Below are 15852 nucleotides of genomic sequence, written 5' to 3'. Positions count from 1 at the left end.
AGGCATAAGTTTAAGGACCACCATGAAAAAGATTGATGCGATTATTAAACCTTTCAAACTGGATGATGTACGTGAAGCGCTGGCGGAAGTCGGCATCACCGGCATGACGGTGACAGAGGTGAAAGGCTTTGGTCGTCAGAAGGGCCACACTGAGCTCTACCGTGGTGCGGAATACATGGTCGATTTCCTGCCGAAGGTGAAGATTGAAATCGTGGTGTCGGACGACATCGTGGAAACCTGCGTGGATACCATTATCCGCACCGCGCAGACCGGCAAAATCGGCGACGGCAAGATCTTCGTCTTTGACGTATCGCGCGTCATCCGTATCCGCACCGGCGAAGAAGACGACGCGGCGATTTAATCCCCGCACCGTTCATTACCCGTAGGCCCGTGCAAGCGAAGCGCCGCCGGGCAAAAAAAAGCCCCTCCGGAGAGGGGCTTTTTGCATTACAGCACTTTATGCGGCCCGAAGCATTCGTAGTGAATGTTCTCTTTCTTCGCGCCCAACTCAATCAGCTGCGCCGCGGCATACTGCATAAATGCCACCGGACCACACACGTAGAATTGCATATCCGGTGTGCTGAACAGACCTTCATGCTCGCTTAACGCCATCAGGCCTTCACTGTCGAAACGCGCTGCGGCACGGTCGTCATCCGACGGCAGGCGATACCAGGTATGCGCGCTGAAGTGCGGCAGCGTGGCCGCAAGGGTTTTCACTTCATCAGAAAAGGCATGCACTTCGCCATTCTCTGCGGCGTGGAACCAGTTAACCTGCGCGCTGTGTTGCCCTTTCGCCAGAGTATCCAGCATCGCCAGCATCGGGGTCTGGCCCACACCGGCGGAGATCAGCGTCACCGGGGTGGTGCTCTCAACGGCCATAAAGAAGTCGCCCGCAGGCGCGGCCAGATGCACCACATCTCCGACGCTGGCGTCGTTGTGCAGCCATGTCGAAACCTGGCCACCTTCCTCGCGCTTCACCGCAATGCGGTAGCTTTTGCCGTTCGGCTTGCGGGTGAGGGAGTACTGGCGGATCTCCTGATGCGGGAAGCCTTCGGGCTTCAGCCACACGCCCAGATACTGACCGGGCTGATAATCGGCAACCGGCTGGCCGTCGACGGGCTCAAATTCAAAGCTGGTGATCAGCGCGCTGCGCGGGGTTTTCTCCACGATACGGAAGGCGCGGGTGCCTTCCCAGCCGCCACGCTTGCTGGCGTTTTCGCTGTAGATCTGCGCTTCACGATTGATAAAGACGTTTGCCAGCACGCCGTAGGCTTTGCCCCAGGCGTCCAGCACCTCCTGGCCCGGGCTGAACATTTCGTCCAGAGTGGCCAGCAGGTGGCCGCCAACAATATTGTACTGCTCGGGTTTGATCTGGAAGCTGGTATGTTTCTGGGCGATTTTTTCCACCGCAGGCAGCAGCGCCGCCAGGTTCTCAATGTTGCTGGCATACGCGGCAATGGCGTTAAACAACGCTTCACGCTGATCGCCGTTACGCTGGTTGCTCATGTTGAAAATCTCTTTGAGCTCCGGGTTGTGCGCGAACATGCGATCGTAAAAATGGGCGGTGAGCTTAGGACCGGTTTCAACCAGCAGGGGGATAGTGGCTTTCACGGTAGCGATGGTTTGAGCGTCTAACATAGCAACTTCCTTAAATGTTACTTTAATGATGTATTTTATATGCATCTTATAAAAAATAACCCTGCGTTGTAAATGGTTCTTTGCAACATGAATTAACTGCATCACAAACCTGAAAAGAAATCCGTTTTGCGGGGCGAGGGCGTTATTCCTCAAACCCTTGCGTGGCGGGCAGGTAAACGTTTGCGTAAAATCGTTTGTCAAGACCTGTTATCACTCTGCTAATCAGTTATACTGTTGCCCGTCGTCCATCAGGACTGCCTTTTCAGGCCAAAATTTACTTGTTAGCTGAGTCAGGAGATGCGGATGTTAAAGCGTGAAATGAACATTGCCGATTATGATGCCGAACTGTGGCAGGCTATGGAGCAGGAAAAAGTACGTCAGGAAGAGCACATCGAACTGATCGCCTCCGAAAACTACACCAGCCCGCGCGTTATGCAGGCGCAGGGCTCTCAGCTGACCAACAAATACGCTGAAGGTTACCCGGGCAAGCGCTACTACGGCGGTTGCGAGTATGTTGATATCGTTGAACAGCTGGCGATTGATCGTGCCAAAGAGCTGTTTGGCGCTGACTACGCTAACGTGCAGCCACACTCTGGCTCCCAGGCTAACTTCGCGGTCTACACCGCACTGCTGCAGCCGGGCGATACCGTTCTGGGTATGAACCTGGCGCAGGGCGGCCACCTGACTCACGGCTCCCCGGTTAACTTCTCCGGCAAGCTGTACAACATCATCCCTTACGGCATCGATGAGTCCGGTAAAATTGACTACGCAGACATGGAAAAACAGGCCAAAGAGCACAAACCGAAGATGATCATCGGTGGCTTCTCGGCTTACTCCGGTGTGGTTGACTGGGCAAAAATGCGTGAAATCGCTGACAGCATCGGTGCTTACCTGTTCGTGGACATGGCGCACGTTGCCGGTCTGATCGCCGCAGGCGTTTACCCGAACCCGGTTCCACACGCGCACGTTGTGACCACCACCACCCACAAAACCCTGGCGGGTCCACGCGGTGGCCTGATCCTGGCGAAAGGCGGTGACGAAGATCTGTATAAGAAACTGAACTCTGCCGTGTTCCCAAGCGCGCAGGGCGGCCCGCTGATGCACGTTATCGCGGCCAAAGCCGTGGCGCTGAAAGAAGCGATGGAGCCAGAGTTCAAAGTCTACCAGCAGCAGGTTGCTAAAAACGCCAAAGCGATGGTGGAAGTGTTCCTGAACCGCGGTTACAAAGTGGTTTCCGGCGGCACTGAAAACCACCTGTTCCTGCTGGATCTGGTGGATAAAAACCTGACCGGTAAAGAAGCTGACGCTGCCCTGGGCCGCGCTAACATCACCGTTAACAAAAACAGCGTACCAAACGATCCGAAGAGCCCGTTTGTGACCTCCGGTATCCGTATCGGTTCTCCGGCTGTGACTCGCCGCGGCTTTAAAGAAGCGGAAGTCAAAGAGCTGGCTGGCTGGATGTGTGACGTGCTGGACAACATCAACGACGAAGCCGTTATCGAACGCGTGAAGGCGAAAGTGCTGGATATCTGCGCGCGCTTCCCGGTTTACGCATAAGTCTGCTTTGCTGAATAAAAAGGCCGCGTATGCGGCCTTTTTTTATGGCTAACGCCGGTCGATGGAGATAGCTCCCGGCCCGGCGACCGCCAGCAGCAGAAACCCGCCGGCAATACTGATGTTCTTGAAGAAGTTAATCATATTCGGCATCACCGCATCGCCACTCATATCCCAGTAGTGGTGACCAATCACCGCCGTCCCCAGGGTATAAAAGACAAACAGCACTGCCAGCGGACGGGTAAAGAAGCCGAGCACGATCAGGATGGCGGCGGGCACTTCCATGATCACCGCCACAATGGCGGCCAGCGTCGGCATGGGTGCGCCCAGCTTCTCCATATACTGCACCGTGCCGTCAAAACCGAACATCTTGGGCACGCCAAAAATAATAAACAGGGCGATAAGGGCGAGGCGGGCAATCAGCAGGATCAGCGCCCGGGACTGACCGAAATCGAAATAGCGTAATGTGTTCATGGCAGGCTCGCTGTGGGTGGGATTTATCTTAAAGCTAATACACAGAATGCCGGCCCGCCATTCAGGTTTTCTTAATAAATCATCCATCAGGATGATTTAAATCCCCGACATTTCAGCATGTTCTCCGTCAGCCTGCCGCCAGCGCATCTTCAACGAACAGATACCCGATGCCGATAATCTGCTGCTGCCGGGTTAAGCCCCCGAAGGCGATCTCCGTTTGCCGGTTACGCACCGCGTCGCCGTGATCGAAGGGGGTAAACCCAATCTGGCGGTTGATGGTTTCGAGCCAGCGTTCGCCAAAGGCGCAGCTGCGGCCATAGAACCAGATTTGATTGATGTTGAGGATGTTGAGCAGGTTGTAGAGCGTCAGCCCGATGGCGTTGGCGGCCTCGTCTGCCCAGCGCTGGATTTTCACGTCTCCCTGCCGCCAGGCCTCAATCAGCTGCAGGCTGGTGAGGGTATCGGGGTCAAGGCCGAGGGAGCCTGGCTGGGATTTCAGCCACAGGCGCGCCTGCTTTTTCAGGGCGGATAACGAGGCGACCGTCTCCAGGCAGCCGTAACGCCCGCAGGCGCAGGCCACGCCGTCGCGATCGAAAATGGTGTGGCCGATTTGCCCGCTGCCGTTGAGCGTCCCGCGATAGACCTGGCCGTTAATCACGAACGAGGAGCCGATACCGTAATCGACGTTAATCACACAAAAATCGTCGCGGTTAGCCGGGTTTTGCCATTTTTCCGCCAGGGCCAGCATCACGCAGTCGTTATCCACCATCACCGTGATGCCCAGCTTTTCTTCCAGCAGATACTTAATTTCGACCGGTTTTTTCCAGGGTGCCTGGGGCATGATCTGCGACACACCGGTGGCGGTATCAACCTGGCCGTGGATGCCTAATGCCAGATTGATGCGCTGCCCTGGCCACTGTTTGCGCTGCTGCTGCCACAGGTTTTCAATCGCCTGCAACAGCGCCTCGGGCGTCCGGGCGTTGACGTCGGTCCAGCGAAATTCGCCCAATGGCGACATGCGGGCGTCGATCAGCTGGCTCTCAATGCTGGTGGGGCTGACATTCATGCAGAGTATCAATGGCCCATCATCCGGGATTTGATAATGGCCACTGTTCATTCCCCGGGTGCTGAGATTTTCACTGGAATGCCCCAGCTTTTTGTCCGCCACCAGCTCATCCAGGATCTTACTCACCGCCGGAATAGAGAGCCCTGTGTACTGGGCCAGCTGCGATTTGCTCAGGCGTTTGTAGCGCCAGACCAGCGACATAATGGTGCGGCGGTTATGCTGTCGCACTCTGTTGTTGTTCAGACCGGATACCTGCATTCACTAAACTCCGTTAATTATATTGCGTGAGCATTACGCAATCAGCGCGCCGAATTCCTCTCTACACTGCCATCTTATCGCTTTTTACTGTTATTTGTTTACTGGAGAGTGAATATGTCTGGAGCAGTGAAGGTCTGGCGGGAGACCGTCGCATTACCGACGTGGACCACCGGCGCAGAAGATACCAACCCGATGTTCCTGGAAAAACGCGTCTACCAGGGCTCCTCTGGCGCGGTCTACCCCTACGGCGTGACGGATACCCTGACCGGCGTTCGCGAGACCCGCGACTACCAGGCGGTGTGGATGGAAAACGACTATATCCGCATCATGCTGCTGCCGGAGTTGGGCGGACGTATTCATCGTGCGTATGACAAAGTGCAGCAACGGGATTTTGTTTACTACAACGAAGTGGTGAAACCGGCGCTGGTGGGCCTGCTGGGGCCGTGGATCTCCGGTGGGATCGAATTTAACTGGCCGCAGCACCATCGCCCGACCACCTTTATGCCTGTCGACGTCACCTTCCAGCAGCAGGATAACGGAGCGCAAACCGTCTGGATGGGCGAGGCCGAACCGATGCGCGGCCTGCAGGTGATGACCGGATTCACCCTGTATCCTGACCGGGCGTTGATTGAGATCACCGGCAAAGTCTTCAACGGCAACGCCACGCCGCGCCACTTCCTGTGGTGGGCAAACCCGGCGGTGAAGGGCGGGGACGATCATCAGAGCGTCTTCCCGCCGGACGTCACGGCGGTGTTTGACCACGGCAAGCGCGCGGTCTCTGCTTTCCCCATCGCCACCGGCACCTACTATAAAGTCGACTACTCGGCGGGGGTGGATATCTCCCGCTACAAAAACGTGCCGGTGCCTACGTCGTACATGGCCGAAAAATCGGACTACGACTTTGTCGGGGCATACCATCACGGCGAGCGGGGCGGCCTGCTGCACGTCGCCGATCACCACGTCTCGCCGGGTAAAAAGCAGTGGAGCTGGGGCCATGACGATTTTGGCCGCGCCTGGGATCGCAATCTCACCGATGAAAACGGCCCCTATATCGAGCTGATGACCGGGGTCTTCACCGATAACCAGCCCGATTTCACCTGGCTTGCGCCTTATGAAGAGAAAATCTTCGTGCAGAATTTCCTGCCCTACAGCGAGCTGGGGCAGGTGCAGAACGCCAGTACCGAGCTGGCGCTGCAGCTTGAACGCCGCGAGCAGCAGCTTCACCTTGGTCTTTACGCCATCGCGCCGCTGAACGACGTGCGCCTCGAGCTGACCGCCGACGACCAGCCGGTATGGGAAACGCAACTGACCCTGATGCCGGGCGAAAGCTGGCAGCAGGCGCTGCCGGATGCGTGGCCGCAACGCTTAACGCTGAGGGTAAAAGACGCCTCGGGCCGCACGCTGCTGCACTATCTGGAGCACATCCCGCAGGAGACACCGCTGCCGGATCCGGCTACCGCGCCAGCGATGCCGGAGGAGATTAACAACAGCGATGAGCTCTATTTCATCGGTCAGCATCTGGAGCAGTACAACCACGCCAGCCGCTATGCGGAGGATTACTACCGCCGGGCGCTGGCGCTGGATGCCAACGACTACCGCAACAACGTGGCGCTGGGTAATTTAGCCCTCAATCGCGCCGACTGGGCGCTGGCGCAACGCTGCGCCGACGCCGCGCTGGTTCGCGCCCACCGTCTGAATAAAAACCCGCGCGATGGCGAAGCCAGCCAGCTGCTGGCGACGGCGCTGGAGCGGCAGGGGCAGGACGAGGCCGCATGGGATCACTACTACAAAGCCTCGTGGAGCGGCAACTGCCGTGACGCGGCGTTCTGGTCGCTGGCGCGGCTGGCGATGAAGCGTGGCAACTCTGCCGACGCGCTGGAAAAAGTCGATATCAGCCTCGGGATCAATGCCGGTAATAATCTGGCGATGGGGCTCAAAGCGCTCGCCCTGGCGGAGGTTAAGGGTCAAGGCGCCGCGCTGGAGTACATCCAGAGCTGTCTGGACACTCATCCATTGAGCTACGCCCTGCACTATGCGCGCTGGGCAATCAGCCGGGACGACGCTTCGCGAGACAAACTGCTGCAGGTCACCGGGCGTCGCGGGACCAATGCCTGCGTGCTGGCGGGCTGGTTAACCTCCATGGGTATGCCCGACGCCGCCCGCGAAATGCTGGATCTGCTCGACTGCCAGGAGACCTTGCCTCAGCTGTGGCGGGCCGCGCTAAGCGACGAGCCAGCCACCCGCGCCCGCTATATTGCGGCGGCGCGCCAGTGCGAGGCCAACCGGGTACGCTTCCCGAACGCTCTCGATGAAGTGCAGATGCTGCAAACCCTGCACGACGACCCGTTTGCCCGCTATCTGCTGGGCTGCTTCTGGTACAGCAAACGCCGCTATGACGATGCGGTGAGCTGCTGGGAATTCACCCTGAAGCAGGAGCCGCAGTTTGCACCCGCGCACCGCCTGCTCGGGATCTACGCCTGGAATAAACAGCACAACCTGACGCTGGCACAACACTACCTGCAGCGCGCCGTGGCGCTGGAGCCGGAGAATCCGCGTTTCCTTTTCGAGCTTGATTATCTCAATAAGCTCACCGGCCAGCCGGTGGCGAAGCGCCTCGCCATGCTCACCGAGCGGGAAAACGTCGCCCTTAAGCGTGATGACCTCACCGCTGAGCTGTTGAGCTTATGGAACTGTTCAGGGCGCTATAGCCTTGCGGCGCAGGTGCTGCAGGAGCGTCAGTTCCATCCGTGGGAGGGCGGGGAAGGCAAAGTGACCGGGCAGTATCTGCTCAACCAGCAGCATCTGGCCCTGCAGCATATCGGGCGCGGCGAGTACCGCGAAGCGATAGCTTTCTTGCAGGCGGCGCTGTGCTATCCGCACAACCTGGGTGAGGGGCGTCTGCCGGGGCAAACCGACAACGATATCTGGTATCTGCTGGGGTATTGCCATGCGCAAATTGATGCCGGAGATGAAGCGCAGCGCTGCTTTACCCGGGCGGCTCAGGGTGGTTCAACCCTTGATGCCGGACGCTACTACAACGATCAGCCCGCAGATTACCTCTTCTGGCAGGGGATGGCGCTGCGCCAGCTGGGTGACAGCGCGGCGGCGGAGCGTCATTTCCAGGGCTTCCTGGCGTGGGTGGAAGCCCATCGGGATGACGTCCCGGAAGCGGATTTCTTTGCGGTCTCGCTGCCGGATCTGGTGGTGCTGGATACCCCAACCGGTCATCAGCATCAGCAGCACTGCCTGTTCATCGAGGCGCTGGGCTATGCCGGGCTGGGCGATATCGCAGCCTGCAAACGCCAGCTGGGGGCCTTACTGGCGCTCCATCCGGCCCATGACAAAGCGCATCTGATTCAGCATGCGCAGGCCACGGGCATTTTCCATTAACCGACCTCGCAGGTGGGGAAACCCACCTGTTACCCTCTGTACCCTGCGTTTCCCTTAAAGAGGAATCAACATGAATAATAGCGCGCAGACACAACTGAAAATGGGCTACGTCTGGACAATCTGTCTGGTCGCCGCCTGCGGTGGACTCCTGTTTGGCTACGACTGGGTGGTGATTGGCGGAGCCAAACCCTTCTATGAAGCCTGGTTCTCCATTACCGACCCGGCGCAGTCCGGCTGGGCGATGAGTTCCGCGCTGGTGGGCTGTATCTTCGGGGCCCTGATCTCCGGCTGGTGCGCCGATAAATTTGGCCGCAAGCGTCCGCTTATCCTCTCGGCGGTGCTGTTCAGCGCCTCGGCGTGGGGCACGGCGGTGGCGAGCAGTTTTGATATGTTCGTGGTCTACCGCATTGTCGGCGGGGTGGGGATCGGCCTGGCTTCCGCCCTGAGCCCGCTCTACATCGCCGAAGTCAGCCCGGCGGAAAAGCGTGGCCGCTTCGTCGCCATCAACCAGCTGACCATCGTGGTGGGCGTGCTGGCGGCCCAGCTGATTAACCTGATGATTGCCGAGCCGGTAGCGGCAGGCGCCACTCAGGAGGCCATCGTCCAGACCTGGAACGGTCAAACCGGCTGGCGCTGGATGTTTGGTGCGGAGCTGGTGCCGGCCCTGGCGTTCCTGGTGCTGATGTTTTTTGTACCGGAATCCCCGCGCTGGCTGATGAAGGCCGGTAAGCCAGAGCGTGCCCGCGCCATGCTGGAGCGTATCGGCACTGCGGAGTACGCCAGCCAGACCTTAAAAGAGATCGCCCACACCCTGGCAAAAGACAGCCAGAAAGTGGCCTTCTCCACGCTGTTACAGCCGTCGGTGAAGCCGATCGTTATCATCGGCATGGTGCTGGCGATGTTCCAGCAGTGGTGCGGGATCAACGTGATCTTCAACTATGCCCAGGAGATCTTCGCCTCCGCCGGGTTTGATATCAACGACACCCTGAAATCGATTGTGGCAACCGGCATCATAAACCTCGTCTTTACCCTCGCGGCCCTGCCGCTGGTGGACAAGATCGGCCGCCGCAAGCTGATGCTGCTGGGCGCGTCGGGCCTGACCATTATCTACGTGCTGATTGCCAGCGCCTACGCCATGAACATCATGGGCTGGCCGGTGCTGCTGCTGGTGCTGGCGGCGATTGCTATCTACGCCCTGACGCTGGCCCCGGTCACCTGGGTGCTGCTGTCGGAGATCTTCCCTAACCGCGTGCGCGGCCTGGCGATGTCGATGGGCACCCTGGCGCTGTGGATCGCCTGCTTCCTGCTGACCTACACCTTCCCGCTGCTCAACGCCGGACTGGGGGCGGCGGGCAGCTTCCTGCTCTACGGGGCGATCTGCGCGGCGGGATATCTCTACATCCTGCGTAAAGTGCCGGAGACCAAAGGCGTAACGCTGGAGGCGCTGGAGGAACAGCTGGAGAAACAGCACGGCAAAGTGGCCTCCGCGGGTCATGCCGGGCGCGCTCACTGATGGACTTACTGTTGATAGAAAACGCGCATCTGCGGATGCGCGTCAACCCGCAGGGCGGCGGGTTACAGGCGCTCTTTTCCCTGGCCTGCGGGCAGCCTGTGTTATGGGAGGGAGGCGACAGCGCGCTGTTTCCGATGTTGCCGCTGGCAAACCGGGTGGCGGGAAATCGCTTCAGATTTAAGGGGCGGGAAAAAGTGTTGCCGCAAAGCCCGGTCGATGAACGCTTCTTCCTCCACGGCGACGGCTGGCAGTCGCGCTGGGAGGTGGCTTCACTTACCCGCACCGAATGCCTGCTGACCTTACGCCGCCAGCATGCGTGCGGCTTTGATTATCGGGCGGAGCTGCGATATCAGCTGCGTGAGAACCTCCTGCGGGCGGAGCTGACGCTCACCCATCTTGACCAGGAGCCGATGCTGTATGGCCTGGGCTTTCATCCGTGGTTCTGTTTTGATGCGCACAGCCGCCTGCAATTTTCAGCCAGCGGCTACTGGCCGGAAGGTGAGCACCATTTACCGCTGGCCTGGCAGGGCGATATCCCATCCGAAAATGATTTCAGCACGCCCCGGCACGGCGGGGATCGCTGGCTGAACGTTGGCTATTCCGGCTGGAACGGCGTGGCGACGATTGAACGTGATGTGATGAACGTCACAATCAGAGCGCAAACTCCGTGGCTGATGCTGTTCAGAATGTCGGGTAAATCATTCTTATGCCTTGAACCTCAGAGCCATCCGGTCAACGCCCATCATATGGCCGGACAGCCTGGGCTGGTGGCATTAGGCCCCGAAGAGAGCAGCCATTTTGCGATGGAAATTGCCGTCGAAAGTGCCCGCCGCAACTGTTAATCAGCTGTTAATACCCGCTTGCGCCAGCCGGTTTTTACCGCCAGACTATCGCCTCCAAAACGGGAGGGATTCATGGTTTTGCATTCCACACGCTGGCTGGCGCTCAGCTATTTCACCTACTTTTTTAGCTACGGTATTTTTCTGCCTTTCTGGAGCGTCTGGCTCAAGGGCATCGGCCTCACGCCGGAGATGATCGGTCTTCTGCTGGGCTCGGGCCTGGTGGCACGTTTTCTCGGTAGCCTGCTTATCGCACCGCGCGTCAGCGATCCCTCTCTGTTAATTAAAGCCGTGCGCGTGCTGGCGCTGCTCACCCTCGTCTTTTTGGCAGGCTTCTGGGTCAGCCAGCAGTTTGCCTGGCTGATGGTGGTGATGGTGGGCTTTAACCTCTTCTTCTCGCCGCTGGTTCCGCTGACCGATGCCCTGGCCAACACCTGGCAAAAACAGATCACCATGGACTATGGGCGGGTGCGGCTGTGGGGCTCCATTGCCTTTGTGATTGGCTCGGCGCTGGTGGGCAAGCTGGTCAGCCTGTACGACTATCGCGCCATTCTGGCGCTGCTGAGCGTCGGCATTCTGTCGATGCTGCTCGGCATGCTGCTGCGTCCGTCGGTGATGCCGCAGGGGGAGAGCCGTCATCAGGAGAGCGCGGGCTGGCCGGCCTGGCGGACGCTTGTCGCCCAGAGCTGGCGTTTCCTGGCCTGCGTCTGTCTGCTGCAGGGGGCGCATGCCGCCTACTATGGCTTTAGCGCCATCTACTGGCAGGGGGCCGGGTATTCGGCGTCTGCGGTGGGGTATCTCTGGTCGCTGGGCGTGGTGGCCGAAGTGATCATCTTTGCGCTCAGCAACCGGCTGTTCCGCCGCTTCGGCGCCCGGGATCTGCTCCTGCTGTCGGCCGTCTGTGGCGTAATACGCTGGGGGATCATGGGCTGGACCACCGAACTGCCGTGGCTGATTGTCGCCCAGATCCTGCACTGCGGCACCTTCACGGTATGCCACCTGGCGGCGATGCGCTATATCGCGGCGCGTGAGGGCAGCGACGTGATCCGTCTGCAGGCCGTTTACTCGGCGGTGGCGATGGGGGGCAGTATTGCGATCATGACCGTGTTCGCCGGTTTCCTTTACCAGCATCTCGGTCACGGGGTGTTCTGGGTGATGGCGCTGGTGGCGCTGCCCGCGGTTCTGCTGCGTCCGCGGGTCGCAGCGCGCTAAGATTCCAGCATGGCGCGAATATGTTCCTGCTGCTGCGCATTCAACGCCTCGACGGCGTGGATGAGCGGCGGCGAGAACAGCGGCAGGGCCGTGGTGTATGGCGTCACCACCAGGGCCGCTTCGCGCGGGGCGCCGTCCTTCTGAAAAGACTGCAACGTCACGTAGCGAATGTTGAGCGGCAGCAGGGTCAGCTCCCGAAGCTGCTGTTCAATCAGCTCCTCGCACGCCTTATCCTCGCCGGTCAGTAATACCACCTGCTTTTCATGCAGATCGCTCTCCTGCATCAGCCAGGCGCCAAAGATCACCGCCACCAGGCTCGCCTCCTCCTCGGAGAAACGCAGGCCAAACTCCGCTTCCAGCTCAAACAGCACGTCCCGGGTGGTACGCATCAGGCGCGGATAGAGACGGTGGATCTCTTCCGGCAGGCTGTTGTCGATACCAATGCCAAACAGGGATCGGTCCAGCGCCTGGGCAAGATGGATATAGAGCTGATCGGTCAGCCCCTGCTCGTCGCTGAAATGCATCCCCGTTTGTCCACGAAAGCGCTCGATCATCCGGGTAATGGTGCGGCGCAGTCGCTCATCTTCCTGATGGCCATCGCGCAGGGGATCGGGGGTGCGCAGCATCATAAACAGCAGGGCCAGAAACAGCTGTTCGTCGGCGTGGGGTACCTGCACCACGCGGCGCTGCCAGTGGCGCACAATTTCCTGCGCCATCAGATACTCGTTACGCGACTGGGTCCAGTTACGCTGCACCACGGTGAACTGCGGCGTCTGGCCCAGATGGTGCTGGAGCAGGCAGTACTGCAGATAGAGCTGTAAAAACTGCGCGTCGCGGCATTCGAACTGCCGTTGCAGGCGGCGGGAGCAGAAATTGACCAGCGCCCGCAGGTTGGTGTCGTCATATAACGTGCGGGCAATGCCGAGCTGCTTTAGCGCGATTTTAAGAGATGGGGTAAACTGCTGCGCGATGAAGTGGGGGCAGAGGCGTAACGCCCGACGCAGCCAGTGTAACAGGCATAAACGTTGGTTCAGGTGGCTACCTTCTAGCTGGTAGCAGCCATCATGCTGAGTCGCAATGTCGAGCTGGTGGTAGCGTTGGATCTCTGTACGCATCTCGGCGATATCCTGCCGGGAAATGGTATCATCCACACCATTGATTTCACCGATGCGTTGCACGGTGGCGCGGAAACCTGGCACATAGAGCATCAACAGAACCTGACAGCGGCGCTGCGAACTGGAAAGTGCAGATGGCATTTCAAGTGTCGTCATCATCTGTCGGGTTCCAGTTAGAGTGTCCGATAAGAATAGCTAAAGGATGTCGCCCGGGAGCGCCCTGGCGGGGCTTTCCTTCAGGAATGCAGGCGAACATCACAGAATTTTTGACGTGAGGAAGAGATGCAAATAGTTAAACGCAGCGCAACTGCGCTATTTTTGGCGGTTTTGTCTTTTGCCGCCGCCGCGCACCCTCACAGTTTTATCACTCTGAAAACGCAGATTATGGTGAAAGACGAGCAGATAACCGGCCTGAAAATGCGCTGGGTGATGGACGAATTAACATCAGCAGACCTGCTGTATGACGCCGGAAACGCGAAGCCGGGGGATGAGATCTGGAAAAAGCTGGCGGCGGAGGTGATGGCCAACGTGCTTGGCCAGCACTATTTCACCGAGTTCTGGCATAACGGGCAGAAGGTGAAATTCCTTAACCGACCCACCCAATACGGTATGAGCCGCGTCGATCATCAGGCGGTGCTGACCTTTATTCTGCCCCTGGCGGAGCCTCAGCCGCTGGCCGGACAAAAGTACAGTTTCTCGACCTTCGATCCCTCTTACTACGTCGACATGAGCTACGCGGAGGATAGCGACGTGACCCTGCCTGACGGGCTGCAAAGCCAGTGCGCGCTCAACGTTAACACCCCCGAGCCCAGCGATGAGACACTCAACTTTGCCAGCTCGCTGGATAAAGACGACGCCCCGCCGGAGGATATGGATCTCGGCAAACAGTTTGCCCAGACGGTGACGCTGCAATGTCAGTAACACGTATGCGTCGCGGATGGCATCTCTGGCCGCTGGCGCTGTTCCTCGTTCTGTCCGTGGCGGGGGCAGCGTGGCTGTGGCAGGCGTGGCCGCAGGTGATGCGCCAGAGCATTCTCTGGCAGCGGGATGTTAACCAGCAGATGAGCGGTTTGCTGAAAGCGGTGGCAGAAAATCCCACGGCGGCGGGCGGTTCGCTGCTGATCTTCAGCTTCCTTTATGGCGTGCTGCACGCGCTGGGGCCGGGGCACGGCAAAATCGTCATTACTACCTGGCTGGCGACCCATCCCTCAAAACTGAAATCGAGCATCGGCCTAACCCTGGCCTCTTCTTTATTACAGGGCGGCGTGGCGATTGGCCTGGTGGTGGGGGTCTTGCTGCTCCTGCAACTTCCGGCCCGGGATCTGCATATGAGCAGCTTCTGGCTGGAGAAGGGCAGCTACGCGTTGGTGGGCGTCCTGGGGCTGATGCTCTGCTGGCGGGCGCTGAAAAAACTGCGCGCGCTGCTGCGTAAACCCACCTTCAAAGCCTTTACCCCGCACCACGTTCACGACGCCAGTTGCGGCTGCGGGCATCAGCATCTGCCCACGCCAACGCAGATCCAGCGCGCTGACGACTGGCGGGCGCGGCTGATGATTATTCTGTCGATGGGCATGCGACCCTGTTCCGGGGCCATTATGGTGCTGCTGTTCAGTAAGGTGATCGGCGTGTTCAGCTGGGGCGTGGCCTCGGCGCTGGCGATGGCGGCGGGAACGGGGCTGACTATCTCGTCGCTGGCGCTGCTGGTGCACGGTTTTCGTCAGCTGGCGGTCAGGCTCAGTGGCAATAAAACGCCGGTACTGTGGCGACAGGTAGGATGGACGACGCTGGCATTAGCGGGAGGCGTGGTACTGCTGGTTGCAGCGGTAACGATGTGGGTCAGTGCGGTGCCGGTGGGCAGGGGGCTGAGGCCGTTTTAACAATGCCGGGCGGGTTTTGTAGGCCCGGTAAGCGTTAGCGCCACCGGGCAAAACCAACCAGATTAGCGCTTCAGCGCTTCACTCAGTTCGTCACGCATGTTCGCCAGCATGGCTTTCACCACACGTGGGTTACCTGCAACGATGTTGCCGGAGAGCATGTAGTTGTGGCCACCGGTAAAATCACAAACCAGCGCGCCAGCTTCACGGGCGATCAGTTCGCCAGCAGCGAAGTCCCATGGCTTCAGGCCGATTTCAAAGTAACCATCCACGCGGCCAGCGGCAACGTAGGCCAGATCCAGCGCGGCAGAGCCGGTGCGGCGGAAGTCAGCACACTCGGTGAACAGTTTGCCCAGAATTTTCATGTAGGCAGGGGCGTGCTGTTTGGCTTTGAACGGGAAGCCGGTCGCCAGGATGGTGCCATCCAGATCGCGAGCGTTGGTGCCGCGCAGACGGTAGCCGTTCAGCTGTGCGCCCTGACCGCGGGTCGCGGTGAACAGTTCGTTACGCATTGGATCGTAAACCACCGCCACTTCAGTACGGCCTTTGATGCGTACGGCGATAGAGACAGAGAAGTGGGGCAGACGTTTAACGAAGTTGGTGGTGCCATCCAGTGGATCAATAACCCATTGAACATCCTGATCTTCGCCTGCGTGCTCACCGCTTTCTTCGGTGATGATGGTGTGCTGCGGGTAAGATTTGCGAATGGTTTCGATAATCATCGCTTCTGCGGCTTTATCGACGTTGGTCACAAAGTCATTGCTGCCTTTCTGGCTGGTTTCTACGGAATCTGGCGTTTCGTAGTGCTTGGCAATTACATTACCCGCCTTGCGCGCTGCGCGCACGGCGATGGTCAACATTGGATGTTGCATCGGTTACTCTCACTGGATGTTAAAGAACGGGGAAACAAAACGGCGCA

13 protein-coding genes are annotated in these 15852 nt (G+C 59.0%); 8 read left to right on the top strand and 5 right to left on the bottom strand.

The window, feature by feature from the left end; all coding sequences use genetic code 11:
• The first annotated feature begins 22 nt into the window (after window positions 1-22).
• Entirely contained in the window at window positions 23-361 is a 339-nt protein-coding gene (gene glnB, locus ACOYA6_RS12535; protein ID WP_039029746.1) for a nitrogen regulatory protein P-II, read from the top strand.
• An 86-nt stretch (window positions 362-447) separates the two neighbouring features.
• On the opposite strand, the gene hmpA is transcribed toward glnB, so the two are convergent.
• Window positions 448-1638, bottom strand: coding sequence for an NO-inducible flavohemoprotein (hmpA, locus tag ACOYA6_RS12530; RefSeq protein WP_422654778.1), 1191 nt, complete (start codon window positions 1636-1638; stop codon window positions 448-450).
• A gap of 303 nt (window positions 1639-1941) precedes the next feature.
• On the opposite strand from hmpA, the gene glyA reads away from it, so the two are divergent.
• The gene (gene glyA / locus ACOYA6_RS12525; RefSeq protein WP_039029744.1) at window positions 1942-3195 is read left to right on the top strand and encodes a serine hydroxymethyltransferase; all 1254 of its coding nucleotides are present in this window, start codon (window positions 1942-1944) and stop codon (window positions 3193-3195) included.
• A 48-nt stretch (window positions 3196-3243) separates the two neighbouring features.
• On the opposite strand, the gene ACOYA6_RS12520 is transcribed toward glyA, so the two are convergent.
• Complete coding sequence (locus ACOYA6_RS12520) at window positions 3244-3666, bottom strand: DoxX family protein (RefSeq protein WP_039029743.1); 423 nt, start codon at window positions 3664-3666, stop codon at window positions 3244-3246.
• Window positions 3667-3793: 127 nt separating this feature from the next.
• Window positions 3794-4990: an ROK family protein gene (locus ACOYA6_RS12515; RefSeq protein WP_039029742.1), complete on the bottom strand. Its 1197-nt coding sequence runs from the start codon at window positions 4988-4990 to the stop codon at window positions 3794-3796.
• Between the two features lie 114 nt (window positions 4991-5104).
• Between ACOYA6_RS12515 and ACOYA6_RS12510 the strand changes: the two genes are divergently transcribed.
• The 4 genes from ACOYA6_RS12510 (at window position 5105) to ACOYA6_RS12495 (ending at window position 11944) form a co-directional block, all read left to right on the top strand.
• The gene (locus ACOYA6_RS12510; RefSeq protein ID WP_039029741.1) at window positions 5105-8380 is read left to right on the top strand and encodes a DUF5107 domain-containing protein; all 3276 of its coding nucleotides are present in this window, start codon (window positions 5105-5107) and stop codon (window positions 8378-8380) included.
• Window positions 8381-8450: 70 nt separating this feature from the next.
• A complete protein-coding gene (locus ACOYA6_RS12505; protein ID WP_039029740.1) occupies window positions 8451-9893 on the top strand; it encodes a sugar porter family MFS transporter in 1443 nt (480 codons plus the stop codon).
• Window positions 9890-10735, top strand: coding sequence for an aldose 1-epimerase (locus ACOYA6_RS12500; RefSeq protein ID WP_197057131.1), 846 nt, complete (start codon window positions 9890-9892; stop codon window positions 10733-10735). The genes ACOYA6_RS12505 and ACOYA6_RS12500 overlap by 4 nt, the downstream gene beginning before the upstream one ends.
• A 72-nt stretch (window positions 10736-10807) precedes the next feature.
• Window positions 10808-11944 carry a 3-phenylpropionate MFS transporter gene (locus ACOYA6_RS12495; protein ID WP_039029738.1) on the top strand — a complete coding sequence of 379 codons (1137 nt, stop codon included), beginning with the start codon at window positions 10808-10810 and terminating at the stop codon, window positions 11942-11944.
• Here the strand turns inward: ACOYA6_RS12495 and csiE are convergent.
• A complete protein-coding gene (csiE, locus tag ACOYA6_RS12490; RefSeq protein ID WP_039029737.1) occupies window positions 11941-13218 on the bottom strand; it encodes a stationary phase inducible protein CsiE in 1278 nt (425 codons plus the stop codon). The two genes, ACOYA6_RS12495 and csiE, sit on opposite strands and share 4 nt — an antisense overlap.
• 123 nt (window positions 13219-13341) lie before the next feature.
• Between csiE and ACOYA6_RS12485 the strand changes: the two genes are divergently transcribed.
• On the top strand, window positions 13342-13980 hold the full coding sequence (locus ACOYA6_RS12485; protein ID WP_039029736.1) for a DUF1007 family protein: 639 nt from the start codon (window positions 13342-13344) through the stop codon (window positions 13978-13980).
• Window positions 13971-14936 carry a nickel/cobalt transporter gene (locus tag ACOYA6_RS12480; RefSeq protein ID WP_039029735.1) on the top strand — a complete coding sequence of 322 codons (966 nt, stop codon included), beginning with the start codon at window positions 13971-13973 and terminating at the stop codon, window positions 14934-14936. The genes ACOYA6_RS12485 and ACOYA6_RS12480 overlap by 10 nt, the downstream gene beginning before the upstream one ends.
• 62 nt (window positions 14937-14998) lie before the next feature.
• Here the strand turns inward: ACOYA6_RS12480 and suhB are convergent, their stop codons facing one another.
• Window positions 14999-15805, bottom strand: coding sequence for an inositol-1-monophosphatase (gene suhB, locus ACOYA6_RS12475; protein WP_138369752.1), 807 nt, complete (start codon window positions 15803-15805; stop codon window positions 14999-15001).
• Between the last annotated feature and the right edge of the window lie 47 nt (window positions 15806-15852).

Origin of the sequence: Leclercia barmai (assembly GCF_049312895.1) — a bacterium.
In the GTDB taxonomy this organism is placed as follows: Bacteria; Pseudomonadota; Gammaproteobacteria; order Enterobacterales; family Enterobacteriaceae; genus Enterobacter; species Enterobacter barmai.
This window is presented reverse-complemented; position numbering and strand designations above follow the sequence as displayed.